Source organism: Bacillus sp. 3103sda1, assembly GCF_024159135.1.
GTDB lineage: Bacteria > Bacillota > Bacilli > Bacillales > Bacillaceae_G > Bacillus_A > Bacillus_A rhizoplanae.
Genome location: NZ_JAMYWS010000001.1, coordinates 983,724 through 1,009,668 on the forward strand (window position 1 = coordinate 983,724; position 25,945 = coordinate 1,009,668).

Below are 25,945 nucleotides of genomic sequence, written 5' to 3' on the forward strand. Positions count from 1 at the left end.
CATTCCGTGTTAAAATAGAGCCAAGTATGACGGAGAAAGGACGTTACAGTGTGAAAGAAGTAAAGTTTATTCATGCGGCAGATTTGCATTTGGATAGTCCGTTTAAAGGGATGGAATTGAATGTGCCAGCTTTTATATGGGAAAGAATGAAGGAAAGTACGTTTCGTTCGTTTGCGCGCATTGTGGATAAAGCGATTCAAGAGCAGGTCGATTTTGTTTTGCTTGCCGGTGATTTGTATGATGCGGAGACGAGAAGTTTACGGGCGCAGGTGTTTGTTCGTGAGCAAATGAAACGTTTGGCGCAGTATGATATTCCGATATATGTGATTCACGGTAATCATGATCATTTAGGGGGAAGCTGGGCGGCAATTGAGTTTCCGAGTAATGTACATATTTTTACAGAGCCTTATATAGAAGAAAAATCATTTTATAAAAACGGTGAGCTGCTTGCCTCCATTTACGGATTTAGTTATCAGCAGCAAGCTGTGACGGATAATATGACAGAGCAATATAAAAAGATGAGTGATGCGCCGTTTCATATCGGTATGCTTCATGGAAGCGTGGAAGGAGATGCCGAGCATAATCGGTACGCGCCGTTTCAAATTCGTGAATTGAAGGAAAAGCAGTTTGATTACTGGGCGCTAGGTCATATACATAAGCGTGAAGTGTTATTAGAAGAACCGTGCATTGTGTATCCTGGCAATATTCAAGGGCGGCACCGAAAGGAAACAGGAGAGAAAGGTGCGTATGTTGTTTCCTTGTCTAAGCAAGGGACGGAACTAGGATTTTTCAGTACGGCAGATGTTGTTTGGGATGAGAGTTCTATCAACATTGATGAGCTAGAGACAGTTGATGATCTTATTCATGCGTGTACAGAGAGTATGAACGGTGTTCGAAGAGAAGAGGAAGGTTTACTTGTGACGATGACGTTTACAGGGCAAGGCCCGCTTGCTTCTTATTTACGTGATGAGAAGCGCGTCGAGGAAATCCTTCATATTGTAGCGTCAGGTGAGGAGCGCAGTAATTTTGTACACGTCGTGAAATGGAAGAATGAAACGATTTCGTTTGCGGAAATTGAGAAGTTGAAGAAAGAGAATCATTTTATTGGGAATGTGCTACAGGAGCTTGAGTCATTTTCTAGTATGGATGAGGTGCTGCGGACGATTTGGACTTCACCGGTTGCGAGGAAGGTGCTTCATTCATTTTCTGAGGAAGAAAAGAAAGAGATTCAAAGGGGCGCCGAGAATATTATTTTAGAGCAATTACTAGAGCAAGAGAGGAGCAAAGCATGAGAATTGAAAAGCTTCATATTTACGGATATGGAAAATTAGAAAATGTCGAGCTGAACCTTTCCATGCTTACTGTATTGTACGGAGAAAATGAAGCGGGTAAGTCAACGATTCGTTCGTTTATGAAAAGCATCTTATTTGGTTTTCCAACGAGGGGACAGCGCCGCTATGAACCGAAAGAAGGCGGGAAATACGGCGGAGCAATTACGGTTTTTACTGAGGAGTATGGAAGTTTAAAAATTGAACGTCTTCCGAAAACAGCGGCCGGGGAAGTGACAGTTTATTTTGCGGATGGAAAAACAGGTGGCGAAGATGTTTTAAAGCAGCTGTTAAACGGAATGAATGAGCAGTTGTTTGATTCTGTTTTTTCATTTGATATGCATGGTTTGCAAAATATTCACCATATCGGTGAAAACGATATTGGCAACTATTTATTTTCGGCAAGTGCGGTTGGCAGCGACGGGTTATTACGACTCGAAAAAATGCTTGAGAAAGAAATGGAGCAGCGCTTTAAGCCAAATGGCCGTAAGCCCGAAATTAATGTAGCATTGCAGGAGCTAAAAAAGCTGCAAGATCAGCTCGCAGATTGGCAAGGAAAGATTGCGGCGTATGAAGAGCTTGTGAAAAAGAAAAAGGGCATAGAAGAGCGCCTTACAGTCATTCGCACAGAGCAGCAAGAAGCAGGAAAACGAAAACAAGATTACGAAGTGCTAGAAGCGTTGCAGCCACTGTTTCTAGAAAAACGTGCGTGTGAACGCTTTTTAGAACAACATGCGGGACATGCGTTTCCAGTTGATGGTCTAAAGCGTTATGAAGCGGTAAAAGCACGGCTTGAACCACTTCAGCTGCAAGGAGATGCACTGCAAAAGAGATTGAATGCAGCTCAAACTCAAATAGAAGTACTAGTAGTAAATGAAGAATTGCTTCAGCAAGAGGTGTATGTGGAAGAGCTTCGTTTGCAGCATATGTCTTATGAAGCAGCGCTGCAAGAAGTGCGGGATTTGACGGGGCGTATTTCACATATAGAAGAAGAAATACAAGATTTGCAGCAGCAAATCGGGATAGCGTTTGCGCGTGAGGATGTTCTTTCTTTTCAGACGAGCTTGGCTATGAAGGAAACAATTACGCAGATGATGCAGCAAGCAAAAGAGTTAGAGAAGCGAAAACAACAGTTAGATGAAAGATTTAAAACAGATCAGGAACAGTTAGAGGAGCAAGAAGAAGCAGTTAACAGGCTCAAAGCGCAAACGATGTCAGCGGAAGAACGGGAGAGATATTTGCCAAAAGCGCAAAGTGCAGCGTCCCAGCAAAGAGGACAAAGACAGAAACGAAGTAACACCGCACCGCAGATGAATAAAGCTACGATGGTACTGTTCGTTATGAATGCTTTGCTGCTGCTTGCGGGCGTTTTAATGGATAATCGCAAGTTATTGTTTGTTGGTGTTTTTCTTTTAATTGGCCTTGTCGTTTTGTATGTGATGTATATGGGCTCTGCTTCTAAAGGGCTTGAGTCAGATGGACATCAGAGTAATGAAGCGCTTGAAGTAAGGTATCGTCTGGAGAAGGATGATGAAGTGCGGAAGCTATTAGAGCGCGAGGAATTTAAGTTAAAGCAAATTGAGCGAGGATATGAACGCGTTCTTTCTGAATATGACGAGTGGGAGCATGATTTGTTTCAGGTGAATGAGCAGGTGAAATCGTATAAAGAGATGTACGCACTGCCAGATGGTTTTACGTATGCTCATATATTGCCGGCGTTTGAACGGCTTGAAAAGATGCAGCAATTGTACCGTGAGTTAGCGAAGCAGCAAGAACGAAAAGAACTGCAGGAAGACATGATTTCGCAGTTTGAACATAAACTAATGAAGCTAACTGTTTCTACAGAAGGAAACATGGACACACCGTCGTTATTTTTACATGGTATGAGTAAAGATGTGCAGAAAGAAAAGGAAAAGCAATTGCAGAAAAAGCAGCTGGAAGAAAAGGATGCTGCGTGGAAAGAAGAGTATGCGGCAGTGGAGCAGCAGATTTATCATCTATTAGAAGAACGTCAGCAGCTTTGGGACATTGCCGCGGCAACTGATGAAGAGGCCTTTTTAACGGCGGCAAAGCAAGCGGAGCAGATTGAAGAAAAGCAGCAGCAGCTTGATCGGTTAATTCCGCAAATGGATTTGTTGGAAGAACGATTAATGACTGCGGCGCTGGAGACCGGTTACCGTTTAGAAGGCTACGAAGAGGAGCGCCAAAAAGAGCAGGAGCAGCTAGAACAATTGATGCGCGAGGAAAAAGAATTGACGAATACACTGGCAGCTCTGCGTCTTGATATCTCCCAATTAGAAGATGGTCGTACGTACGGTGATGTGCTTCATGAATGGGAACTAAAAAAATCACAAGTGCGTGAGCAAGTGAAAAAGTGGGCTGCATATGCTGCGGCAAAGGCTGTATTAACAAAAACGAAGAAGTATTATCATGAAGTGCAGCTGCCGCGCATTTTGCAAAAGGCAGAAGAATATTTTGTGTATTTAACAGGCGGAAAATATGTAAAAGTCTTTTCGCCAGATGCAGAGGAGCCGTTTATTGTAGAGAGAGAAGATGGACTGCGTTTTTACAGTCATGAATTAAGCCAAGCGACAGCAGAGCAGCTCTATTTATCGCTGCGGTTTGCGTTAGCGCATACGTTTGAAGGGCAGTATCCGTTTATTATTGATGATAGCTTTGTACATTTTGATGTACTGCGGACAGAGCGGACTGTGCATCTTATGAAGGAATTAGCGAAAGAGCGGCAAGTCATTTTCTTTACTTGTCATAAACATCTTCTATCTTTCTTTGAAGAAGAGGAAATGCAAAGGTTAAAGCAGTGAGGTTATGCTATACTAACAATATCGATGACGGTGGAGGAAAGAATATGAAAAAGAAAATTGCACAGTATGAAGTTGGTGAGCAAGTCGAGTTATTTTTAATGATTAAGTCGGCAACAAAAGGGATTGCAAGTAATGGAAAACCATTTTTAACAGTTATTTTGCAAGATCAAAGCGGAGATATCGAAGCAAAGCTATGGGATGTATCACCTGAAGTAGAGCAGCAATATGTAGCAGAAACAATCGTAAAAGTAGCGGGAGATATTCAAAATTATAAAGGGCGAATTCAACTTCGCGTAAAACAAATTCGAGTGGCAAATTCGAATGAAGTAACGGATATCTCGGATTTTGTGGAAAAGGCGCCACTCAAAAAAGAAGATATGGTTGAGAAAATTACACAGTACATATTTGAAATGAGTAACTCTAATATTCAGCGCATTACGAGACATTTGCTGAATAAATATCAAAGTCAATTTTTAGATTATCCAGCAGCGACGAAGAATCATCATGAGTTTGTCTCAGGACTTGCGTACCATGTTGTATCAATGCTTGATTTAGCAAAAGCAATTGCGGCGTTATATCCGTCTCTTGATAAAGATTTATTATATGCGGGTGTAATTTTACATGACCTTGGTAAAGTTATTGAATTATCAGGTCCAATTTCAACAACATATACGTTAGAAGGGAACTTGCTTGGTCACATTTCGATTATGGTAAATGAGATTGGCAAAGCAGCAGACGAGTTGCAAATTGAAGCAGAAGAAATATTGATTCTTCAGCACATCGTCTTATCGCATCACGGCAAAGCAGAGTGGGGCAGTCCGAAGCCGCCGCTTGTAAAAGAAGCAGAAATTCTCCATTATATCGATAACTTAGATGCGAAGATGAACATGATGGATCGTGCGTTAAGCCGTACGAAACCAGGTGAATATACAGAGCGTGTCTTTGCGCTTGATAATCGTTCGTTTTATAAACCTACTTTCCATAACTAAAAAAGATTGCAAAAAAGATTCTACTATCGTGGTAGAATCTTTTTTTTATGATTATTGAAGTGAAGTGGAACAAAAAAATGATCAGCTCTACTGCAGAAAAATTATTATAATAAAATAAATTATATTAAATAGTCTGTATATTACAAAAATATTGAAAATTACATCAATCGATAATAATATGTACATATCGACAAAAAAAGTCGACAACTTATACACAATAGGGGGGATTGCATTGAAAAAGAACAGAAAATTAAAAACTTTTTCAGTGTTGGCGACAGGGGCTATGCTAAGTTCTATGTTCGCTTTCGGTGGTCATGCTGCTTATGCTGAATCATCATCAGAGCCATCTAGTTTCATAGATGAGCATTTAATACCGGAGGAACGTTTGGCAAATGCACTGAAGCAACGCGGGGTAATTGATCCATCTGCATCACAAGCAGAAACGTCGAAGGCTGTAGAAAAATATGTAGAGAAGAAAAAAGGCGAAAATCCTGGAAAGGAAACAACGCCAGAAGACAGTCTTACTCAGGATGCCAGTGATTTTATGAAAAAAGTAAAAGATGCGAAAATGGAAGAGAAAGAGAACCAGCATCAGTCAAAGAATGGTCCATTAGCTGGGCAAGTACCTGGACTAAATGGAAAGATACATGGAAATGGTAAAGTGCCGACGTCTTCAGCGCAGCAAGCGCAATATAACGGGCCTGTTCGTAAAGATAAAGTTCTTGTGTTACTTGTAGAGTATAGCGATTTTAAACATAACAATATTGATCAAGAACCAGGATATATGTATGCGAATGATTTTAATCGTGAGCATTATCAAAACATGTTATTTGGCGATGAGCCATTTACGTTATTTAATGATTCAAAAATTAAAACATTTAAGCAATATTATGAAGAGCAATCAGGCGGTAGCTATACAGTTGATGGAACTGTAACGGAATGGTTGACTGTTCCAGGTAAAGCTTCTGATTACGGTGATGATGCAGGAAGTGGTCATGATAATAAAGCGCCTTTAGGACCGCGTGATTTAGTAAAAGACGCGTTAAACGCAGCGGTAGCAAAAGGAATTAATTTAGCTGATTTTGATCAATACGATCAGTATGATTACAACGGTGATGGTAATAAAAATGAACCAGATGGAATTATTGATCATTTAATGGTTGTTCACGCTGGTGTTGGACAAGAAGCTGGCGGTGGCAAATTGAAAGATGATGCGATTTGGTCTCATCGTTCAAAACTTGGTGCAAAACCTTACGCAATCGATGGCACAAACGCATCTGTTCCAAATTGGGGCGGAAAGATGGCGGCATACGATTACACAATCGAGCCTGAAGACGGTGCAGTTGGTGTATTTGCTCATGAATTTGGTCATGACTTAGGTTTACCTGATGAGTATGATACAAAGTATTCAGGACAAGGTGAGCCAATTGAAGCTTGGTCTATTATGAGCGGCGGCAGCTGGGCTGGAAGAATTGCAGGAACAGAACCAACAAGTTTCTCTCCGCAAAACAAAGAGTTCTTCCAAAAGAATATGAAAGGGAACTGGGCGAATATTGTAGAGGTAAACTATGATAAACTTAGCACAGGTATCGGCTTTTCGACGTATTTAGATCAAAGTGTTACAAAATCAAAACGTCCAGGAATTATTCGTGTAAATTTACCGGATAAAAATTTGAAAAATATTGAACCTGGCTTTGGAAAGAAATTTTATTATAGTACAAAAGGAAATGATATACATACAACTTTAGAGACGCCATTATTCGATTTAACAAATGCAACGAATGCGAAATTTGATTATAAAGCATTCTATGAATTGGAAGCAAAATATGATTTCCTTGACGTATATGCTATTGCGGAAGATGGAACGAAAACAAAGATTGATAGAATGGGTGACAAAGACGTAAAGAATGGCATGGATACAACGAATGATACGTGGATTGACAAGTCTTATGATTTAAGTCAATTCAAAGGGAAGAAAGTAAAACTGCAATTTGAATATTTAACAGATGTTGCTGTAGCTTACAGAGGCTTTGCGCTTGATAATGCTACTTTAACGGTAGACAATAAAGTTGTTTTCTCTGATGATGCAGAAGAACAACCGAGCTTTACTGTAAAAGGATTTACTGTTTCTGATGGATTTGAGCAGAAGAAAAATAATTATTATTTAGAGTGGAGAAACTATGCAGGTTCTGACGAAGCATTGCAATATGGACGCGGTCCAGTTTACAATACAGGACTTGTTGTATGGTATGCAGATCAAAGCTTTACAGATAACTGGGTTGGCGTGCATCCAGGCGAAGGATTCCTTGGAGTAGTGGATTCTCATCCGGAAGCGATTATTGGAACATTAAATGGACAGCCAAGTGTGAAAAATAGTACTCGTTATCAAATTGCAGATGCTGCGTTCTCGTTTGATCAAACGCCAGCATGGAAAGTAAATTCACCGACGCGCGGAATCTTTGATTATAAAGGATTACCAGGTGTGTCTAAATTTAATGATTCTAAATCATATATGAACAGCGTAATTCCAGATGCAGGACGAAAACTTCCGAATCTTGGAATTAAAATTGAAGTAGTAGGTCAAGCTGATGATAAGTCAGCAGGGGCAGTTTGGGTTCATCGATAAGTTGAAGGTCCTTTCAAAATAAAAGAGTCATAAAACCTTCCTTTCATTCATACAGTGAAACTAACAAAGCTTGTCTTATGAAAGGAAGGAATTTGAATGGAAACTTTACCATGGTGGATTTATTTCATTATTATTGGGATTATTGTGAGCGGTTATATGGTCTTATACACGTCGAAAAAAGAGCAAGAAATTGATAATGAGTTTATTGAAAAAGAAGGCGAAATATATATGAGACGCCTAGCAGAAGAACGGGAAAGACGTCATCAGGATAAGGATGAGGATTCCGTTTTGCTTTAATAGTTGTATGTTAGAGGATGAGTAGCCGAATGAACGGTTGCCATCCTTTTTTTATGGTATATCCGCGATTTTTACAATTCTGATGCCTGTTAATGCGGGATAAAATCCTGAAGGAGGAACTATGGTTATGAAAAGCTCTAAATCAATATCATTGGAATCCACATTTGATGAATCCTCTCCAGCGCTACAGCTTCTTAATCTGTATAAACGATTCGGCTAGTCTATTGCAGTCAATCATATTGACTTAATAGTACCAAGTGGATCATTTTACGGAGTAGTTGGACCAAATGGAGCGGGGAAGACTACTTCACTGCACTTAAAAATACAACAATAAAGTTGTTTAAATCTAATTGTTATTGTACAATCGCGCCCTTTTCTGGAATAACCTCTATTAATTCAATAGGTGTGGTTTAAGACTTCTATCATTTAAGAAAATTTGTTTTTACAAAATTAATTAGGTTCTGTTTAAGGATTAAAAAAATATCCAGCCACTTATGCCAACAAAAATACATGCATATAGGTTTATTGTATTCTTTAATAATAGATAAACGATAAGTAATAAAACCGCAGTAGCTGGAAATCCCCAAAGAATACCAAGAGCAAATTTACTCAAACTTTCGCTTGCTTCACCTTGAATATATAACCAAATAATGCTTAATAAACTTACGAGTGGAAGGGCTGCTATAGCTCCTCCATATATAAGAAAACTGTTCTCGCATGAGAACGGTCTTCTTATTGTGTACCCATCATAAGTCCAATTCTACAAAGATCTTCTCGCGGATGGCCTCTAAATTTGTTTTAGTTCTTCATATTCAATCCCTCAAGGATTGTTTTAATCAGCGGTATTGATAATGACTCTAGACTTTGGTCAGAGTCGTGTATACCCCAGTGATAGATGATTCCCATTAGACTTTGTGTGACCATTGTAGAAATGACTTCCACACATTGGTCAGTGCCAATGGATCCTTGGTCCTTAGCTTCTTCAAGTAGTGTAAAGATGATTTGAAAGAGTGAACGGTTTGAATTTAAAAAGTAAGTGTGTTCTTTTGAATTTAGAGCGGAACTATAAATGACTTTCATAAGATCTTTACCCATTTCTTCTTCTAGAAAGCGCAATAATTTCTGAGTGAAAATAAATAGTTTTTCAAATGGGTCCATATCTTTCGGGAAAGAATGGAAAACTTCTAAATAATAATTGTCGACCTCTGTGAATCTCTCTAAAAATATGTCCGATTTAGCCGAAAAGTGTTGGTAAAATGAACCTTTTGAAGTGCCGGTTTTTTTCACGATTTCGTCGACTGTTACTTTGTCATAACCCTTTTGGCTAAAAAGTTTTAAAGCTGTTTTTAAAATTTTATCGCGTGTTACTTCTCCTCTGCGCTGCTTTTTTTTTGATTCTAGCATGAAAAATCCTCCGGAAATAAATTGACAGAATATTTATATTTTTATAAAATCAGACTACGGTCTAATTATAAACAGACTGCAGTCTAGTTAACAAGTTGATGTTTTATTCAAGTCTACCTCATAGATTTCGACTATCACAACGATTTCTAATTTTATTTTATTCTAACCAAAAAAGAAAGCGCTTTATAAAGAAATGGAGGGGAAATAATGGATAAAGTCATTGAGTCTAGTGAAATAAGAAAGTATTTCAAGAGTGGTGATGTAATTTTAACAGGAGGCTTTGGCTTATCAGGTACACCTTTAACGATCATTGATGAACTATTAGAAACAGATATTCGTGATTTAACGATTGTTAGTAATAATTTAGGGGATCTTGGACAAGGATTACATAAAGTATTCATGCAGGGAAAAATCAAAAAAGCAATTGGCTCCTTTTTTTCCATTAATAAAGAAGCGGTAATAGCCTGGTCTAAAGGCGAGCTTGAAATCGATTTGCTGCCTCAAGGTACATTAGCTGAAGCAATTCGCTGCGGTGGTGCCGGAATAGGTGGTTTTTACACAAGAACCGCCGTTGGTACTGAATTAAGCAAGGGCAAAGAGGAAAGAGAAATTGATGGAGAGAGATACATTTTTGAAAAGGCTATTAAAGGTGATGTCGCTATTATAAAGGCGGATAAAGCAGATCGAATTGGAAATTTAGTGTACCATACGACAGCTAGAAACTTTAACCCTATGATGGCTACAGCTGGAAAAATAGTCATTGCCGAAGTTAATGAAATTGTTGAAGTTGGTGAGCTGGACCCAGAATTTGTTGTGACGCCTCATGCGTATGTGGATTATGTCATCCAAAGCAAATATTCAAAGATAGGGAGTGATTATGTTGAGTCAAGATAAAAGACAAATTATTGCTAAGAGAATTGCCGAAGAATTAGAAGATGGACAGATTGTTAACTTAGGAGTTGGAATTCCTACTTTGGTTGCTTCCTATTTAGGTGATAAAGAGGTTTATTTACAATCTGAGAATGGATTGTTAGGTATGGGACCTTCTCCTGCAGAGGAAAATTTAGATATTGATTTAATTAATGCAGGAAAAGAACCGGTTACCTATTTGAAAGGTGCATCATTTTTTAATAGTGCTGATTCTTTTGCTTTGATTAGAGGTGGTCATATTGACGTAGCGGTTTTAGGCACACTTCAGGTGGATGTTCATGGTGAAATTGCCAACTGGGCCGTTCCGAATCAGCCGATTTTAGGCGTTGGTGGAGCGATGGATTTGGTGACAGGAGCAAAAAAGGTTATTGTCGCAGCTACCTTGTTTGCAAAGGATGGAACGTCTAAATTAGTCAAAGAATTATCATATAAAACTAGCGGAATTCGAAAAGTAGATTTATTTATTTCCGATTACGCTGTTTTTAAATTTACGGATAAAGGCGTAAAAGTTGTAGAAATGATGGAAGAGATTTCAATACAAGAATTAAGTGAAAAGGTTGGTTTTGATTTAGAGTATGTGAATGATTTAACACTCGTAAGTAATAAGTGAAGAATGAAGGGCAACACATGGACAAGCAAAGAACAGTTATTGTGACAGGTGCAGCAGGCGGTATTACAGGAGAACATATTAAAGTCGCAGGCGGCATGTAATAAAAAAAGAGGAGGAAAAAGAATGGCAACTTATATTGTTGACGGAGCAAGAACAGCCTTTGGTACTTTTGGCGGGGCATTAAAAGATGTGACCGACATCGATTTGGGTGTAGCAGTAACGGAAGAGGCATTGAAAAGAAGCGGAATTCAAGCTTCTAATGTAGATGAAATCATATTTGGGAATATTATCCATACAAGCAGCGACTCTGCTTATTTAGCCAGACATATCGGTTTAAAAAGCGGCATGGCAGAGTCATCATCTGCGCTTACACTTAATAGATTATGCGGTTCGGGCATGCAGTCTATCGTATCTGCCGCACAGTCCATTGCTTCTGGAGATGCAAAAGTAGTTGTCGCTGGAGGAACCGAAAATATGAGCTTATCACCGCATGTATTAAGAGGCACGCGCTTCGGCTCACCAAATAAAGCACCAAAGGTTGATGATATGTTATGGGAAACATTAACAGATAACTACGTTGGCTGTGGAATGGGGATGACAGCTGAAAACTTAGCTGAAAAATATTCAATTTCCCGAGAAGAGCAGGATCAGTTTTCTGTGGAATCACAAGAAAAGGCCATTGCAGCAAGAGATAGCGGCCGTTTTGCAGAGGAAATTGTTCCGATTAAGTTAAAAGGCAGAAAAGGCAAGGAAGTCATTTTTGATACGGATGAGCATATTCGTGAAGGTGCATCTGTAGAAGGTTTAGCGAAATTGAAGCCCGCTTTTAAAAAGGATGGGACTGTTACACCAGGGAACGCGAGCGGCATTAATGATGGTGCAGCTGCTGTGTTAGTCGCATCTGAGGAGTATGTGAGTGAACATAACTTAAAGCCACTTGCGAAAATTGTAACATGGGGCGTTGCAGGAGTTGACCCGAGCATTATGGGTATTGGCCCCGTACCAGCAAGCAAAAAAGCATTAGAAAAGGCTGGTTTAAGCTTAGAGGATATTGGTTTGTTCGAATTTAATGAGGCATTTGCTTCACAATCTATTGCTGTAATTAAAGAGTTAGGTGTCGATAAGGAAAAGGTGAATGTGAACGGAGGGGCTGTTGCATTAGGACATCCTGTAGGCGCAAGTGGTGCTAGAATCACCTATTCTTTAGCACTTGAAATGAGGAAAAGAAACGTTAAATATGGATTAGCTTCGCTTTGTATTGGCGGCGGACAAGGCATTGCCATTATTTTAGAAAATGTACAAAGCTGATGAAACAGATAGGGGGGGATTTGATGAATCAGAATATTAAGGCTATAGAAGAAAGTACAATCCGTAAAACGATGAAACGCATTCTTCCAACTATATTAATTCTATATGTTGTTGCTTACTTAGACCGGGTAAACTTAGGCTATGCTGCTTTAGAAATGAATGCAGAATTAGCTTTATCTGCTGAAGTTTTTGGTCTTCTTTCCGGTATTTTCTTTATTGGCTATTTCTTTTTTGAAGTCCCAAGTAACATGATTATGCATAAAGTTGGGGCGCGCATTTGGATTGCCCGGATTATGCTTTCATGGGGAATTATAGTAATCTTAACTGGTTTCGCGCAAACGACGACACATTTATACACCCTGCGTTTTCTATTAGGTATTGCTGAAGCCGGATTTTTTCCTGGAATTGTTTTGTATTTAACTTATTGGTTTAGAGCCCGTGAAAGAGGACGAGCAACAGCTGCATTACTGCTGGCTTTACCGATAGGCGGCCTAATCGGCGCACCAGTGTCAACGTGGATTATTGATAACATATTTTGGCTCAATATGTCAGGATGGAGATGGATGTTTATCCTTGAGGGCATCCCAGCCATTATCTTAGGTGTTCTTACTATTTTCTTCTTAACAAATAGACCTGCAAATGCAAAATGGTTATCGAAGGAAGAAAGAGATTGGCTGGAGGGCGAATTGAGTGCTGAACGGCAAGCAAGTTCAAAAGTAAATAAAGTCTCAAAACTAGACATGCTGAAGGATTCAAAGGTTTGGAAGTTATCTATGCTATATTTTGCTGTTTATACAGGTATCTATGGCTTGTCATTCTGGATGCCAACCATCATTAAATCCTTATCAGAAAATGCCACGACCAACTTAGAAATAGGCTGGTTAGCCATGATTCCTTCATTAGTAGGTATTCCGGCTATTATATTTGTCGGATGGTATTCGGATCGAACGAATGCGTACAAACAACATTTAATTGTTTGCTTTATTATCTCAGTATTGGGCTTTATCGGATGTGGCTTTTCAGAAAGCGTCTTTATGATGGTACTTATGTTAACAATTACATCTGCCGGATTATATGGATTTACTGGATGTTTCTTTGCCTACATGACATTTTTCTTCACCGAGTCTACTGCACCTGTTGGTATCGCTTTAGTCAATTCATTTGCGGCATTAGGCGGATTTGTAGGACCGATGATTCTTGGATCTGTAGCATTTACCCTTGGGATGTTTATTTTATCAGGATTACTAATAATCGGCCTTTTCACATTAATTACATTAAAATTGACAAGTAATAATAGTGTGGACACTGTCAAAGAAACACAGCCAATTGTTACTCAATCATAACGGATAATATTTAAAGGGACGCTAATCTTTAGTAAAACGGAGCTGTGTACCATAAACAAGATGTCACCAAGCAACCCCCGTGAGAATTATTAAGATGTTAAATATAGAAAAAAGTTAACCTATTTTGCTAAAGATAATTATTTAGTTAACAAGTGTATTGATGAGACGTTTAGTAGAAGAACGGGAGCGACGTCATCAAGACAAGGATGAGGATTCTGTTTTGCTTTAATAGTTGTATGTTAGAGGATGAGCAGCCGAGAGGTTGCCATCCTTTTTCGTTGTGGGGCTTTGAAAGAAAGTCGTTATATTTAAGTTGTTTAAAATTTTGACAATGCTTTACATTTTTTTAATAGTCTCTTAAATGGAAATTCATATCTGGGTGTTATTTTAGAGGGGTAATTTTGTATGAAGGAAATGGGGCTGTATAAAAATAAACATGGAAGAGGGAGAGTATTATGAAAAAATTTAAGTTACCTAAGTATTTTAACGTTTTAAGTGTTGCTGCATTAAGTGCTTGTCTAGCTTTATCACCTATTACTATTCATGCTGCTGAGCAAAATGTATCACAGGAAAATGATGACCATTCTAGCGAGAAAAAGGATGATGCAAACAACGTAAACGAAAAACATTCTGTTAAGAGTCTAAGGTTTATTGGAGAGAAAAAAATCCCGTTCAATGAGAATTTTGAAGGAACTACTGTGGGTGGTCTTTCAGGACTTAGGTACGATTCTAAAAGTAACACATGGGTTATGATAAGCGACGACAGATCAAGTTATAATCCTGCACGTTTTTATAATGCTAGGCTCAACTATAATATTCAAGGTTTTCAGTCTATTCAATTGACCGGAGTGAATTTTTTAAAGCAAGCCGATGGAAGCGTTTATCCCAATCAAACACAATACACCACTCATGGTGGAGAAGTTCCCGATTTTGAATCCATAAACATTGATCCTCTAGATGGGAGTATTTGGTATGCGAGTGAGGGTGATCGTTCTCTTGGCTTAAATCCGTTCGTGAAACATGCCACTCGTGATGGACAATACTTATCTACATTGCCTTTGCCAGAAATATTTAAAGTATCACCAACACAAGAGACTGGAGCACGTAATAACCTGAGTTTTGAAGGTTCTACGTTTGCACCCGACGGTAAGTCGCTATGGGTTGCAATGGAAGGTCCATTATATCAGGACGGGCTTATACCTACTCCAAACTCCGGGGCACTTTCACGGATCACTCAATACGATCGTAAAGGGAATGTACTAGGACAGTATGCATACCCTGTTGATTCAATTCCAGCAACGCCAGCGTCTGGCAAATACGCAGATAATGGCGTGTCAGAGATTCTCGCGGTAAACAACCACGAGTTATTAACAGTTGAACGTTCTGGTGTACAAGGTGCAGATGGAACCTTTAAAAACTATATTCGTATTTATGAGATTGATCTTAACGGAGCTAGTGATATTAGTCATATAGATTCGTTACAAGAAGGCAAATTTAAGCCTGTTAAAAAGCGTCTGATTCTTGATTTGAACGCATTAGGTTTATCTAAGCTTGACAATATCGAAGGCATTTCTTGGGGCCCTAAACTTGCAAACGGGAACGACAGTCTTGTACTAGTTTCAGATAATAATTTCAACTCTAGCCAGGTAACACAATTCTTAGCATTTGAAGTATTGTCAAAAAAGGCACCTATCAAAAAATGACGGTTTACATAAACAGATGTCGATTTTTTTCATCCCCCACTGATGGTTAGTTGAACCAATCGAGCTCTTACTGCCCGTTAATGCGGGATAAAAATCCAGTATAAAAATCACCTTTTAGTTTAACTAAAAGGTGATTTTTTGTGAAACTATATTAAAACTTTCTAAGTTATAATTAATGAATATCATGTTTTCTGAAATTACCGCCCTTTACTTCTGCTACGTCATATACCGTAACAAAGGCATTTTCATCAATTTCATGTATGATTTCTTTCATTTTGCTTTCTTCTAAACGGTTAATGACACAAGTGATTTCTTTAAATTTTTCATGTGAATAACCGCCGTAAACTTCATTATAAGTTGCACTTCGACCTAAGCGTTCTCGAATTGTCTCTACCATTAATTTAGGTTCCTTTGTGATAATTTTAAATGTTTTAGAACCACTTAAACCTACTTCAACGATGTGAATTACTTTAGAAGCAATAAAGTAAGCAATTGCTGAAAGAATAGCCCCTTCAAGACCAAATACTGTTGAGACAACAATAAAGATAAACATGTTTAAAAATAAGATGAGGTCACTTGTCCCAAAAGGTAATTTTCGAGAAAGTAATACGGCTAACATATCAATTCCATCTAAAGCTCCGCCATTACGCAATGCTAACCCCATACCAAAACCGATGATAATCCCACCAACAACGGTAACTAACAATGTATCACCGTGAATAATAGTTCGTACGTTGTGCATAAGAATAGTACCGATTGCTAGTGAAGCAATACCGATAATCGAATAAATAGCAAAATTTTTACCAATTTGCTTATACCCTAACCAAACAAAAGGGATGTTAATGATTGCAATTAGAAGTCCTAATGGTAATCCAAGTAGTTGTGAGCTAACAATACTTAAACCCGTCACACCACCGTCTGAAACGTTGTTTGGGATTAATACCGATTCTAGTCCATATGCTGTTATAAATGCCCCAATAATAATCATTAATACTCGAAAAACGATTTTTAGTTTATTGGGCTTGCGTTTTTTGCTTATACTCATATAATTCCTCCATTTCAAACTATGTTCTCTTTTCGTTCCTACACATTTTTTATGAGTTAGACTCATTCCTAATAACTATTCTAACATATTATCGTCAAAATACTTCTTGACGCGGCCCCTTTATATAGGAATTTTAACAATCTCTTCAAAATGTAAAAAAGATATCCAATTTTCTTTTAAGCTTTTATTTAATAAAACATTTTTTTCAAAACATGCTTTTTCTATTTAATCTTTCATCACGGGGATTATATCGACGAGTTTATCCCGCGGGCAGTAAGACCCTCACCTCAAGATGCAGAGAAAGCGAAGAAGATAGGTGGGGGATGAAGAAAACTTCCACTGATGGAAGTTTCGCTGTTTATAAAAAAGAAAAGCTGAAATATCTTATTTTAATCAAAATAAGATATTTCAGCTTTTCTTCTTGAATGTCCAGCTTGAAGGACTTTTATTACTGCCCTTATTACATATATCTTAATATATTTTGGGGCGTACTCTATCTATATGATAAATAATTTTGAAAAATAAGTCTATATTTTTCTGAATTTCCTTATTATATTTAGACTACTGAGCCCAGTGAAAATGATGTAAGTACTATATGAAAGGGGCATATACATGAGATCTAATCACGTTCCAATTTTAATTATTGGAGGAGGTTTGACAGGTCTAACTTCTGCATTATTTCTTGCGCGTCATAAAGTCGATTATTTACTTATTGAAAGGCATGCTACGACTGCTATTCATCCGAAGGCAGGGGGCATTACTTTTCGTACGATGGAATTATTCCGAGAATTAGGATTAGAAAAAAACATTCGCGCTGCAGGAGAGTCACTAGAGAATTGCCGTGGAAGGATTGCTGTAAATACAATGGCTGAAGCAGACCCTGAAGAGTTAAAAAGGGCTAGAATAGCTCAGGCCGAAAATGATGAAAGTATGTCCGAAATAATTAGAAAGATTAGTCCGTCAAAGGTAACAGCTTGTTATCAAATTGATTTAGAACCGATGTTGCTGCAAGAGGCCCAAAAATTAGGCGGGAAGCTGTGGTTTAATCATGAACTTGTTTCTTACGAGCAGGATGATATAGGAGTAACCGCTATTGTACGAGATCGTGAAACTAAGGAAGAACAGATGATTCATAGTGATTATTTAATTGCAGCAGATGGTGCCAAAAGTTCTATACGTAAACATGCAGACATTCCAACTACTGGTCGTGGTAATATCGGAGGCCATTATATAAACATTTACTTTCAAGCGGATTTGAGCGATCTCATAAAAGGAGATGCCTTTGGTTTCTCTATGATTTTACACCCTGAAGTTTTAGGTGCACTTATTCCAGTCAATAATAACGATCGGTGGATTTATCATGTTGCCTATAATCCTTTAAAAGGAGAAACACCTGAAGATTTTTCTGCAGAGCGTTGTCAAAAAATTGTTCAAAAAGCCATTGGGATACCAAATCTTAATGTGAAAATACTAAGCATTTCACCTTGGGAAGCGACAGAAAGTACAGCGGTACGTTTTCAGGATAATCGAGTTTTTTTAGCTGGTGATGCTGCTCATCTTATGCCGCCTACGGGAGGATTTGGTTCAAATACAGGTATTCAGGATGCTCACAATTTAGCTTGGAAATTAGCTGCTGTTATACATCATCAAGCTAATCCGAAATTACTGGAAACCTACCATGAGGAAAGGCATCCCGTTGTACAATTAACTACGGATTACGCAAGCAGTATATTGCTCCGTGCTGCGAATAAAGAAGATGATAATCTGAATAACATGGATAGCCTAGCTGTTACTGTAGGTTACAAATACCGTTCGGCAGCAATTATCGATCAAGATACAACTCCACATAGGATGGATCTTTTAGAGCTTGGCGGAAGGCCAGGAACACGCGCTCCGCATATGTGGGGTACTTATGAAGGAAAGCGTATTTCCATACTTGATTTACTGGGGAGAGACTTTGTACTATTTACTGGTTCAGAACATAACTCTTGGTCAACTGCGGCACATACTGTTGCTTCCCATTTAGGAACGAGCATTCATGTGTACCGTGTTTGTCCAAAAGGAGATTTTGTTGATCAGGACAACATTTTTGGAATGTTATATGGAATAAATCCTAAAGGGGCTGTACTCGTAAGACCAGATGGATGTATTGGCTGGCGTACAGAAGAAGGAGTATTAACCCCTGACTTAGTACTTGAAGAGGTGATGAATTGCCTATTATGCAATTCATCTTTAAATGAAAAATAATTTTGAGGACTGTATTTAAAGTCTTTAGGTACTGAACTACTATTACGATAAAGAAATAATAATTAACTAGTAAAGGCTCTTCAAATTTAGAGAGCCTTTTTTCATATAAAGCATCCGGTAGTTCATTAACGTTTAGAATCTTTAGCAACATTAGGTTTTGAGATTCTTTTACCGTCTTTATAATCAAGACAAGAAACCTCAATCAACAATCCATTGAATACTGTAAAGTAGAAGCCATAACTACTACCTCTCATCTTATAAGGTTCTTTATCTATTTCAATACCACCCTCTATTAAGCGATTATATACTTGATCAACTTCATTTGGTTCTTCTACTAAAAAACCAATGTGAAAAGCTTCTGGGTATGTCGCATCTTTTCCGCCTTTAAACGCTTTTGGATCACTTAATACAAGAATAAATCCATCATTATCACTCATCACTACAAGAGCTTTTCCTTTTTCTTCTAAACATTGAAAATCAAAAAATGTTTCAAAAAAAGCTCTCGCTGCCGATAAATCATCAACACATAAATTCAAATGATTCAGCTTCATTTACTCATCTCCTTTTAAACGGGGGAGTGTTAGGAAATGCAGATTTACAACTACCCTGATCTTAACGAATCTACTGAGACCTATTTCGAATTACAGATTATTTCATATAGATTACTATAAGCATCCATAGAGCCAAAGCACCAAGGATAGCAAGTGTTATACGCGTAGATAGTATCCGTACTTCGAAGTCGGTTTTCTTGGATGGTTCAGGATATGCAATTACGTAAATTCCTTTTAATAGCGCGAGCCATCCAATGAGTGTGATGAATCCCTGCCAGTTGAATGCCCATACATTATGCAGGATAATAGTGCCTAACCCTAAAAAAATCGATAGAAAGCCATACATAATCCCAAACCCTCTGTCTTCGACTACTAATTTTTTCAGCTCACGTAGTACTGATGGACGTATGAAAAGTATTCCTGATACGATAACCATTACCCATCCCCAAAACAGTCCTAAAAAGGTGCTTGCTTCCATTAGCATCTCACTCCTTTTCATTATATTTATATTTCATGCATTTCCCCCTTTAGAACACTTTCGTGTGTAATCGAAAGGATGCCATACTTCAAGAATCATTTTGCGAATTTTGTGCGTTAAGGCTAAATCCCTCATAGGAAGTGTCGATTTTTTTTATTGCACAAATGAAGTAAAAGAGTTCCATAAACAAGTAATATATGATAAAATAAAACGGAAACATATGTTCTGTTTTTGTTCTGTGGTTACATATGTTTATGACTGCTAAATATTTTAGAAAGAGGTGCTTGTGATGATTTTAGGTATTAACCCGTATTTAGTGACGAATGGTAATGGACAAGAAGCGGTTAAGTTTTACGAAAAGGCATTGGATGCAAAGGTTGAAATGCTTCAAACGTTTGGAGAAATGCCAGAAAACCCGGAATACCCACTTCCTGCTGAGGCAAAAGATCGTGTGTTACATGCACATTTAAAAATTGGGAATACGGATCTGATGATTTCTGATACGTTCCCAGGTCAGCCGGACGAAGTTGTTGGATCGCAAGTGACTATAGCAATTCATATACAAGGTGAAGAAAAAGCAAAAGAAGTATTTGCAAAATTACAAGACGGCGGTCAAGTCGTAATGCCGCTTCAAGAAACTTTCTGGAGCCCATTATACGGCCAATTGAAAGATAAATTCGGTGTACAATGGCAAGTTTCAACGGTTGCTTGCCAACAATAATTTATATAAGAAAGAGCTGACTATAAATGGTCAGCTCTTTCTATTTTTTGATATTATCCAGTTTTAGTGGCCCGACTACTCGCATATCGAACATCGTCGGAAGGTCTTTATCCCGCATTAACGGGCAGTATAGGCTGGAGAAGAGCGGGGAAGAAAACTGCCCGTAAAAGCCCGATTGGTTCAACTAACCATCAGTGAGAAAAGCGTCACTGATGGAAGTTTCACTTTATATTGTGTCGAAGCGCCGATATATTACAAATAACGCCGATAAATGCACCACTTCCGCCGATATATCGCAAATAACGCCGATATTTTTGCGGACACGTAAAAAGACAGTGGACTATCTTTTCTTTTTCCTTAATTTGTGTACTATAAGAGATAGAAAGACATATATAGAAGGGGATTTTCGAATGGAATTTCATGAACAAAAAATATTACCAGCTGTTCGGCAAATTAAGGATTTAGAAAAGTTGTTACATAGTTCGTATGAATATATTGTAATTTTAGATATTCATGTCGGTCAGTTGAAAAGTGTCGTGGCGTTAGCGAAGCAGCATGGTAAGAAAGTCTTTTTACATGTTGATTTAATTCATGGCTTGCAAAGTGATGCGTATGCAACAGAATATGTATGCCAGGAGTTTCGTCCATATGGTGTGCTATCTACAAAATCTAGCGTAATTATGAAAGCGAAGCAAAAAGGTGTCGTTGCGATTCAACGCGTTTTCTTAATTGACTCTAGTGCAATGGAAAAAAGTTGTGCTCTTTTAGAAAAGACAAAGCCGGATTACATTGAAGTGCTGCCGGGAGCTTTAACGGACGTGATTGCAGAAATGAAAGAACGGACCGGATTATCTATTTTAGCAGGTGGATTTATACGTACAGTTGATGATGTGGAAAGAGCTTTAGAAGCTGGTGCAACAGCGATTACAACATCAAAAAAAGAGTTATGGAAACATTTTCATAAAAAGTGACAAAAATGTGGAAAAATTTAATTGACACCGCTTTCATTTGCGGTTAACATTATAAACAAGTTAATAAACGTGACGGAGAAAAGAAGAGATCCACATTTCATTGTTTCTATGTTTCTATAGAAACTTGTATTTGTGGATTTTTTCTTTTGAAAAAAAGAATGGCCATTCAATTTTCCTCTTTCACTGAAAGCGTTTTAATTTGATTATGGAGGGGTTATATGTCACCATTTTTAGGGGAGCTAATAGGGACAGCAATACTAATCATTCTTGGCGGCGGTGTTTGTGCTGGTGTCAGCTTAAAGAAATCGTTTGCGCAAAATTCAGGATGGATCGTTATTACGATGGGATGGGGCTTAGCAGTTTCAATAGCTGCTTATGCAGTTGGATCAATTAGCGGAGCGCATTTAAATCCAGCGGTAACAATTGGACTTGCGTTTAAAGGAGCATTTCCTTGGAGTGACGTACCAGGTTATATCGCAGCACAAATGCTGGGGGCAATGATTGGGGCAGTTATTGTATATTTACATTACTTACCACATTGGAAAGAAACAGAAGATGCAGGCACAAAGTTAGGCGTATTTGCAACAGGACCGGCAATTCCAAATACATTTGCAAACCTTTTAAGTGAAATTATTGGAACTTTTATTTTAGTACTTGGTATTTTAGCAATTGGAGCAAATAAATTTGCGGATGGTTTAAATCCATTTGTCGTAGGTTTCTTAATTGTAAGTATTGGTTTATCATTAGGAGGAACAACTGGTTACGCAATCAATCCAGCACGTGACTTAGGACCTCGTATTGCACACTTCCTTCTACCGATTCCGGGAAAAGGCGGATCGAACTGGAAATACGCATGGATTCCAGTTGTAGGACCGATTTTAGGCGGATCATTAGCAGGACTATTCCATCAAGTTGTATTTGAAGGAAAGCAAAACTCAGCACTTATCTATGTAGTAATTGTAACAGTGATTGTTCTAGCAATCTCTTATATGACAAGTAAACAGAGCGGAAAAAATACAAATAGTAGAAAAGTAGCATAAGGGGGAAATACATATGGAAAAGTTTATTCTTTCATTAGACCAAGGAACAACAAGTTCACGTGCGATTCTTTTTAATAAAGAAGGTAAAATTGTACATGTTGCGCAAAAAGAATTTACACAACATTTTCCAAAGCCAGGTTGGGTTGAGCATAATCCACAAGAAATTTGGGGATCAATTTTAGCGGTTATTGCAAGTTGTTTAAGTGAAGCAAACGTAAAACCAGAGCAAATTGCGAGTATTGGGATTACAAACCAACGTGAAACAACAGTTGTATGGGAAAAAGAAACAGGAAAACCTGTATACAATGCAATTGTATGGCAATCTCGCCAAACAGCTGACATTTGTGACGAGCTAAAAGAAAAAGGCTATAACGATATGGTTCGTGAAAAAACAGGTCTTTTAATTGACGCATACTTCTCTGGTACAAAAGTAAAATGGATTTTAGATAACGTAGAAGGTGCAAGAGAGAAAGCAGAGCGCGGTGAATTATTATTCGGAACAATTGATACGTGGCTTGTATGGAAACTATCTGGTGGTAACGTTCACGTAACAGATTATTCCAATGCATCTCGTACATTAATGTATAACATTCATGAATTAAAATGGGACGAAGAGCTTCTTGAAATGTTAACAGTGCCAGCGAGCATGCTTCCAGAAGTACGTCCATCTTCTGAAGTATACGGTCATACAGTTGACTATCATTTCTTCGGTCAAAATGTACCGATTGCAGGTATTGCAGGTGACCAACAAGCGGCATTATTTGGCCAAGCTTGCTTCAGTGAAGGTATGGCGAAAAATACGTACGGAACAGGCTGCTTTATGTTAATGAATACAGGTGAAAAAGCAGTAGCATCTGAGCATGGCTTATTAACAACAATTGCATGGGGCCTAAACGGGAAAGTAGAATACGCATTAGAAGGTAGTATTTTCGTAGCAGGTTCTGCAATTCAGTGGCTGCGCGATGGACTGCGTATGTTCAAGGATGCAAGTGAAAGTGAAGCGTATGCGACTCGCGTTGCGTCAACAGAAGGTGTATATGTTGTACCGGCATTTGTTGGACTTGGAACACCATATTGGGATAGTGAAGTACGCGGCGCTGTATTCGGTTTAACACGCGGTACGACGAAAGAACATTTTGTACGTGCAACGCTTGAATCGTTAGCATATCAAACAAAAGATGTATTATGTGCGATGGAAGCTGATTCTGGTATTGAGTTAAAAACATTACGTGTAGATGGCGGCGCAGTGAAAAATAACTTCTTAATGCAGTTCCAAGGTGATATTTTAGGCGTGCCAGTAGAGCGTCCAGAAGTAAACGAAACAACAGCTTTAGGAGCAGCATATTTAGCGGGTCTTGCAGTTGGGTATTGGAAAGATCAAGAGGAAATCGCAGCACAGTGGAATATGGATAAGAGCTTTGCACCAGCAATGGAAGCGGGTACAAGTGAAGAGCTATATGCTGGCTGGAAAAAAGCAATTGAAGCAACGAAAGCTTTTAAATAATTATAAACAGTGTTATAATGATGATAAGTTAATAATTCGGTAGGAGATTTGGAGAGACCACAACACGCTATAGAAGCAATTCTATGGTGATGTTTGTGGTCTCTTTTTTTCGTAATTAAAAGGAGGAATTACCATGAAATTCTCAAGTAAACAACGTCAAAATGTTTTAAATGAAGTAAATAAACAAGAGTTAGACGTCATTGTTATCGGCGGCGGAATCACAGGTTCTGGGATTGCATTAGACGGAGCAAAACGCGGATTATCAACAGTTGTGTTTGAAATGCAAGACTTTGCAGCAGGTACATCAAGTCGTTCTACAAAGCTTGTTCACGGCGGTTTACGTTATTTAAAACAATTTGAAGTGAAAATGGTAGCTGAAGTTGGAAAGGAACGTGCGATTGTATATGAGAACGGCCCCCATGTAACAACACCAGAGTGGATGTTGCTTCCGTTCCATAAAGGCGGTACGTTTGGTGCATTTAGTACATCAATTGGCCTTCGCGTATACGACTTTTTAGCAGGCGTTAAGAAAAGTGAGCGCAGAAAAATGTTTAGCCGCGAAGAAACAATGAAGAGAGAGCCGCTTGTGAAACAAGATGGATTAAGAGGCGGCGGTTACTACGTAGAATATCGTACAGATGACGCGCGTTTAACAATTGAAGTTATGAAAGAAGCGATCAAACATGGCGCGAAAGCAGTCAACTATGCAAAAGTAGACGGCTTCTTATACAAAGATGGAAAAGTATGCGGCGTACGTGTAGTCGATGTATTAGACGGAAAAGTATATGAAGTGTACGGTAAAAAAATTGTCAATGCAGCAGGTCCTTGGGTAGACACGCTTCGTGAAAAAGATAATTCGAAAAAAGGGAAAGTATTGCAGTTATCAAAAGGTGTTCACCTTGTTATCGATCAAAAACGTTTCCCATTAGGGCAAGCAATTTACTTTGACACACCAGATGGACGTATGGTATTTGCGATTCCGCGCGGAGGTAAAACATACGTAGGTACAACAGACACATTCTATGATAAAGACGCAGCAGTGCCAAAAATGACAACAGAAGATCGCACATACATTATTAACGCGATTAACTACATGTTCCCAACTGTAAACATTACAGAGAAGGATATTGAATCAAGCTGGGCAGGCGTTCGTCCATTAATTTATGAAGAAGGAAAGAGCGCATCTGAAATTTCTCGTAAAGATGAAATTTGGACTTCTGAATCTGGTTTAATTACAATTGCCGGCGGAAAGTTAACAGGATACCGCAAAATGGCGGAGATGGTTGTCGACTATGTAACATCTTTACTGCAAAAAGAAGGTCACGGTTCATACCCAGCAAGTTCAACGAAACATATGCCAATCTCTGGCGGTCATGTTGGCGGTTCTAAAAACTTCCCAACATTCATAGCGAAAAAAGCACAAGAAGGTAAAAAATACGGTTTAACAGCAGAGCAAGCAGAACAATTTGCGAAGTTCTACGGTTCAAACGTTGATGTACTCTTTGAATTAGCGAAGGAATATAAAGGAGATGCGGAGCGCCATAACATGCCGCTTGACGTACTTTTACCACTCGTATATGCGATGGAGTTCGAAATGACAACAAAGCCAGTTGATTTCTTCGTACGCCGTATGGGCGCTGTGTTCTTTAACATTCACTGGGTATATAAATGGAAAGATGCTGTAATCAATTACATGGCAGCGACATTAAACTGGAGCGGGGAAGAGAAGCTGAAATATGCAGCTGAATTAGAAGCAGCATTAACGGATGCGGTTGTTCCGGTTGATCAACAAGAGCATGCAGCTGCGTTAGCGTAAAATGAAAATCACACCATTTCTAGGGTTTTAGAGATGGTGTGGTTTTGTTTTATATGAATGGATAGCATTTTGAATAAGGATAATTACTCAATCTAGTACGAGGTAGTTTACTTTTTTTGTTCCTTGTCAATGGGTGTTCCTATCTATGTTTGGTAAATGTTATATCTTACTTAAACAACACCTTCTGCAATTTTAAAGCTACACAAAAAGCT

20 protein-coding genes and 1 pseudogene are annotated in these 25,945 nt (G+C 38.5%); 17 read left to right on the top strand and 4 right to left on the bottom strand.

The window, feature by feature from the left end:
- The first annotated feature begins 50 nt into the window (after window positions 1-50).
- The 6 genes and pseudogenes from NKR74_RS04975 to NKR74_RS24245 form a co-directional block, all read left to right on the top strand.
- Window positions 51-1,292, top strand: a complete 1,242-nt coding sequence (locus NKR74_RS04975; protein ID WP_253628831.1) for a metallophosphoesterase family protein — start codon at window positions 51-53, stop codon at window positions 1,290-1,292.
- A complete protein-coding gene (locus tag NKR74_RS04980; protein WP_253628832.1) occupies window positions 1,289-4,150 on the top strand; it encodes an ATP-binding protein in 2,862 nt (953 codons plus the stop codon). Before NKR74_RS04975 ends, NKR74_RS04980 begins: the two co-directional genes overlap by 4 nt.
- Before the next feature lie 44 nt (window positions 4,151-4,194).
- On the top strand, window positions 4,195-5,139 hold the full coding sequence (gene yhaM / locus NKR74_RS04985; RefSeq protein WP_098305916.1) for a 3'-5' exoribonuclease YhaM: 945 nt from the start codon (window positions 4,195-4,197) through the stop codon (window positions 5,137-5,139).
- A gap of 232 nt (window positions 5,140-5,371) precedes the next feature.
- A complete protein-coding gene (locus NKR74_RS04990) occupies window positions 5,372-7,765 on the top strand; it encodes an immune inhibitor A domain-containing protein (protein ID WP_253628833.1) in 2,394 nt (797 codons plus the stop codon).
- Between the two features lie 96 nt (window positions 7,766-7,861).
- On the top strand, window positions 7,862-8,062 hold the full coding sequence (locus NKR74_RS04995) for a sporulation YhaL family protein (RefSeq protein ID WP_253628834.1): 201 nt from the start codon (window positions 7,862-7,864) through the stop codon (window positions 8,060-8,062).
- Window positions 8,063-8,189: 127 nt separating this feature from the next.
- A pseudogene (locus tag NKR74_RS24245) lies at window positions 8,190-8,387 on the top strand (ABC transporter ATP-binding protein); the annotation flags it as partial.
- Window positions 8,388-8,860: 473 nt separating this feature from the next.
- On the opposite strand, the gene NKR74_RS05010 reads toward NKR74_RS24245, so the two are convergent.
- Window positions 8,861-9,466, bottom strand: coding sequence for a TetR/AcrR family transcriptional regulator (locus NKR74_RS05010; RefSeq protein ID WP_098305922.1), 606 nt, complete (start codon window positions 9,464-9,466; stop codon window positions 8,861-8,863).
- Between the two features lie 207 nt (window positions 9,467-9,673).
- Here NKR74_RS05010 and NKR74_RS05015 point away from each other — a divergent pair, with 207 nt between their 5' ends.
- The 5 genes from NKR74_RS05015 to NKR74_RS05035 all read left to right on the top strand — a co-directional run bounded on the left by NKR74_RS05015 (window position 9,674) and on the right by NKR74_RS05035 (window position 15,360).
- Window positions 9,674-10,360: a CoA transferase subunit A gene (locus tag NKR74_RS05015; protein WP_098305924.1), complete on the top strand. Its 687-nt coding sequence runs from the start codon at window positions 9,674-9,676 to the stop codon at window positions 10,358-10,360.
- The gene (locus tag NKR74_RS05020) at window positions 10,344-11,006 is read left to right on the top strand and encodes a 3-oxoacid CoA-transferase subunit B (RefSeq protein WP_253628835.1); all 663 of its coding nucleotides are present in this window, start codon (window positions 10,344-10,346) and stop codon (window positions 11,004-11,006) included. The genes NKR74_RS05015 and NKR74_RS05020 overlap by 17 nt, the downstream gene beginning before the upstream one ends.
- A gap of 123 nt (window positions 11,007-11,129) precedes the next feature.
- Window positions 11,130-12,314, top strand: coding sequence for an acetyl-CoA C-acetyltransferase (locus tag NKR74_RS05025; protein ID WP_253628836.1), 1,185 nt, complete (start codon window positions 11,130-11,132; stop codon window positions 12,312-12,314).
- 23 nt (window positions 12,315-12,337) lie between these two features.
- Window positions 12,338-13,657: an MFS transporter gene (locus NKR74_RS05030; protein WP_253628837.1), complete on the top strand. Its 1,320-nt coding sequence runs from the start codon at window positions 12,338-12,340 to the stop codon at window positions 13,655-13,657.
- 455 nt (window positions 13,658-14,112) lie between these two features.
- A complete protein-coding gene (locus NKR74_RS05035) occupies window positions 14,113-15,360 on the top strand; it encodes an esterase-like activity of phytase family protein (protein ID WP_253628838.1) in 1,248 nt (415 codons plus the stop codon).
- Window positions 15,361-15,532: 172 nt separating this feature from the next.
- On the opposite strand, the gene NKR74_RS05040 is transcribed toward NKR74_RS05035, so the two are convergent.
- A complete protein-coding gene (locus tag NKR74_RS05040) occupies window positions 15,533-16,405 on the bottom strand; it encodes a YitT family protein (RefSeq protein WP_253628839.1) in 873 nt (290 codons plus the stop codon).
- Between the two features lie 612 nt (window positions 16,406-17,017).
- Here NKR74_RS05040 and NKR74_RS05045 point away from each other — a divergent pair.
- On the top strand, window positions 17,018-18,652 hold the full coding sequence (locus NKR74_RS05045) for an FAD-dependent oxidoreductase (protein WP_253628840.1): 1,635 nt from the start codon (window positions 17,018-17,020) through the stop codon (window positions 18,650-18,652).
- A 125-nt stretch (window positions 18,653-18,777) separates the two neighbouring features.
- On the opposite strand, the gene NKR74_RS05050 is transcribed toward NKR74_RS05045, so the two are convergent.
- Together NKR74_RS05050 and NKR74_RS05055 are read right to left on the bottom strand one after the other, a co-directional pair.
- Window positions 18,778-19,203, bottom strand: a complete 426-nt coding sequence (locus NKR74_RS05050) for a VOC family protein (protein WP_253628841.1) — start codon at window positions 19,201-19,203, stop codon at window positions 18,778-18,780.
- A 97-nt stretch (window positions 19,204-19,300) separates the two neighbouring features.
- Window positions 19,301-19,681, bottom strand: coding sequence for a hypothetical protein (locus tag NKR74_RS05055; protein WP_253628842.1), 381 nt, complete (start codon window positions 19,679-19,681; stop codon window positions 19,301-19,303).
- A gap of 289 nt (window positions 19,682-19,970) precedes the next feature.
- On the opposite strand from NKR74_RS05055, the gene NKR74_RS05060 reads away from it, so the two are divergent.
- The 5 genes from NKR74_RS05060 to NKR74_RS05080 all read left to right on the top strand — a co-directional run bounded on the left by NKR74_RS05060 (window position 19,971) and on the right by NKR74_RS05080 (window position 25,733).
- Window positions 19,971-20,402, top strand: a complete 432-nt coding sequence (locus tag NKR74_RS05060; protein ID WP_098305943.1) for a VOC family protein — start codon at window positions 19,971-19,973, stop codon at window positions 20,400-20,402.
- A 410-nt stretch (window positions 20,403-20,812) separates the two neighbouring features.
- Window positions 20,813-21,373, top strand: a complete 561-nt coding sequence (locus NKR74_RS05065; RefSeq protein ID WP_098305945.1) for a glycerol-3-phosphate responsive antiterminator — start codon at window positions 20,813-20,815, stop codon at window positions 21,371-21,373.
- 218 nt (window positions 21,374-21,591) lie between these two features.
- Window positions 21,592-22,413, top strand: coding sequence for an MIP/aquaporin family protein (locus NKR74_RS05070; protein WP_098305947.1), 822 nt, complete (start codon window positions 21,592-21,594; stop codon window positions 22,411-22,413).
- Between the two features lie 13 nt (window positions 22,414-22,426).
- Complete coding sequence (glpK, locus tag NKR74_RS05075) at window positions 22,427-23,917, top strand: glycerol kinase GlpK (protein WP_098305949.1); 1,491 nt, start codon at window positions 22,427-22,429, stop codon at window positions 23,915-23,917.
- 133 nt (window positions 23,918-24,050) lie between these two features.
- Window positions 24,051-25,733, top strand: coding sequence for a glycerol-3-phosphate dehydrogenase/oxidase (locus NKR74_RS05080; RefSeq protein WP_253628843.1), 1,683 nt, complete (start codon window positions 24,051-24,053; stop codon window positions 25,731-25,733).
- Window positions 25,734-25,945: the final 212 nt, after the last annotated feature.

What these genes read in the sequence shown, in the direction of transcription:
- NKR74_RS05045 (WP_253628840.1), top strand. Translation starts at nt 17,018, where the DNA reads ATGAGATCTAATCACGTTCCAATTTTAATTATTGGAGGAGGTTTGACA.
- NKR74_RS05015 (WP_098305924.1), top strand. Translation starts at nt 9,674, where the DNA reads ATGGATAAAGTCATTGAGTCTAGTGAAATAAGAAAGTATTTCAAGAGT.
- NKR74_RS05065 (WP_098305945.1), top strand. Translation starts at nt 20,813, where the DNA reads ATGGAATTTCATGAACAAAAAATATTACCAGCTGTTCGGCAAATTAAG.
- NKR74_RS05025 (WP_253628836.1), top strand. Translation starts at nt 11,130, where the DNA reads ATGGCAACTTATATTGTTGACGGAGCAAGAACAGCCTTTGGTACTTTT.
- NKR74_RS04995 (WP_253628834.1), top strand. Translation starts at nt 7,862, where the DNA reads ATGGAAACTTTACCATGGTGGATTTATTTCATTATTATTGGGATTATT.
- NKR74_RS05070 (WP_098305947.1), top strand. Translation starts at nt 21,592, where the DNA reads ATGTCACCATTTTTAGGGGAGCTAATAGGGACAGCAATACTAATCATT.
- glpK (WP_098305949.1), top strand. Translation starts at nt 22,427, where the DNA reads ATGGAAAAGTTTATTCTTTCATTAGACCAAGGAACAACAAGTTCACGT.
- NKR74_RS05035 (WP_253628838.1), top strand. Translation starts at nt 14,113, where the DNA reads ATGAAAAAATTTAAGTTACCTAAGTATTTTAACGTTTTAAGTGTTGCT.
- NKR74_RS05080 (WP_253628843.1), top strand. Translation starts at nt 24,051, where the DNA reads ATGAAATTCTCAAGTAAACAACGTCAAAATGTTTTAAATGAAGTAAAT.
- NKR74_RS05050 (WP_253628841.1), bottom strand. Translation starts at nt 19,203, where the DNA reads ATGAAGCTGAATCATTTGAATTTATGTGTTGATGATTTATCGGCAGCG.
- NKR74_RS05010 (WP_098305922.1), bottom strand. Translation starts at nt 9,466, where the DNA reads ATGCTAGAATCAAAAAAAAAGCAGCGCAGAGGAGAAGTAACACGCGAT.
- NKR74_RS05060 (WP_098305943.1), top strand. Translation starts at nt 19,971, where the DNA reads ATGATTTTAGGTATTAACCCGTATTTAGTGACGAATGGTAATGGACAA.
- NKR74_RS05030 (WP_253628837.1), top strand. Translation starts at nt 12,338, where the DNA reads ATGAATCAGAATATTAAGGCTATAGAAGAAAGTACAATCCGTAAAACG.
- yhaM (WP_098305916.1), top strand. Translation starts at nt 4,195, where the DNA reads ATGAAAAAGAAAATTGCACAGTATGAAGTTGGTGAGCAAGTCGAGTTA.
- NKR74_RS05040 (WP_253628839.1), bottom strand. Translation starts at nt 16,405, where the DNA reads ATGAGTATAAGCAAAAAACGCAAGCCCAATAAACTAAAAATCGTTTTT.
- NKR74_RS04980 (WP_253628832.1), top strand. Translation starts at nt 1,289, where the DNA reads ATGAGAATTGAAAAGCTTCATATTTACGGATATGGAAAATTAGAAAAT.
- NKR74_RS05055 (WP_253628842.1), bottom strand. Translation starts at nt 19,681, where the DNA reads ATGGAAGCAAGCACCTTTTTAGGACTGTTTTGGGGATGGGTAATGGTT.
- NKR74_RS05020 (WP_253628835.1), top strand. Translation starts at nt 10,344, where the DNA reads ATGTTGAGTCAAGATAAAAGACAAATTATTGCTAAGAGAATTGCCGAA.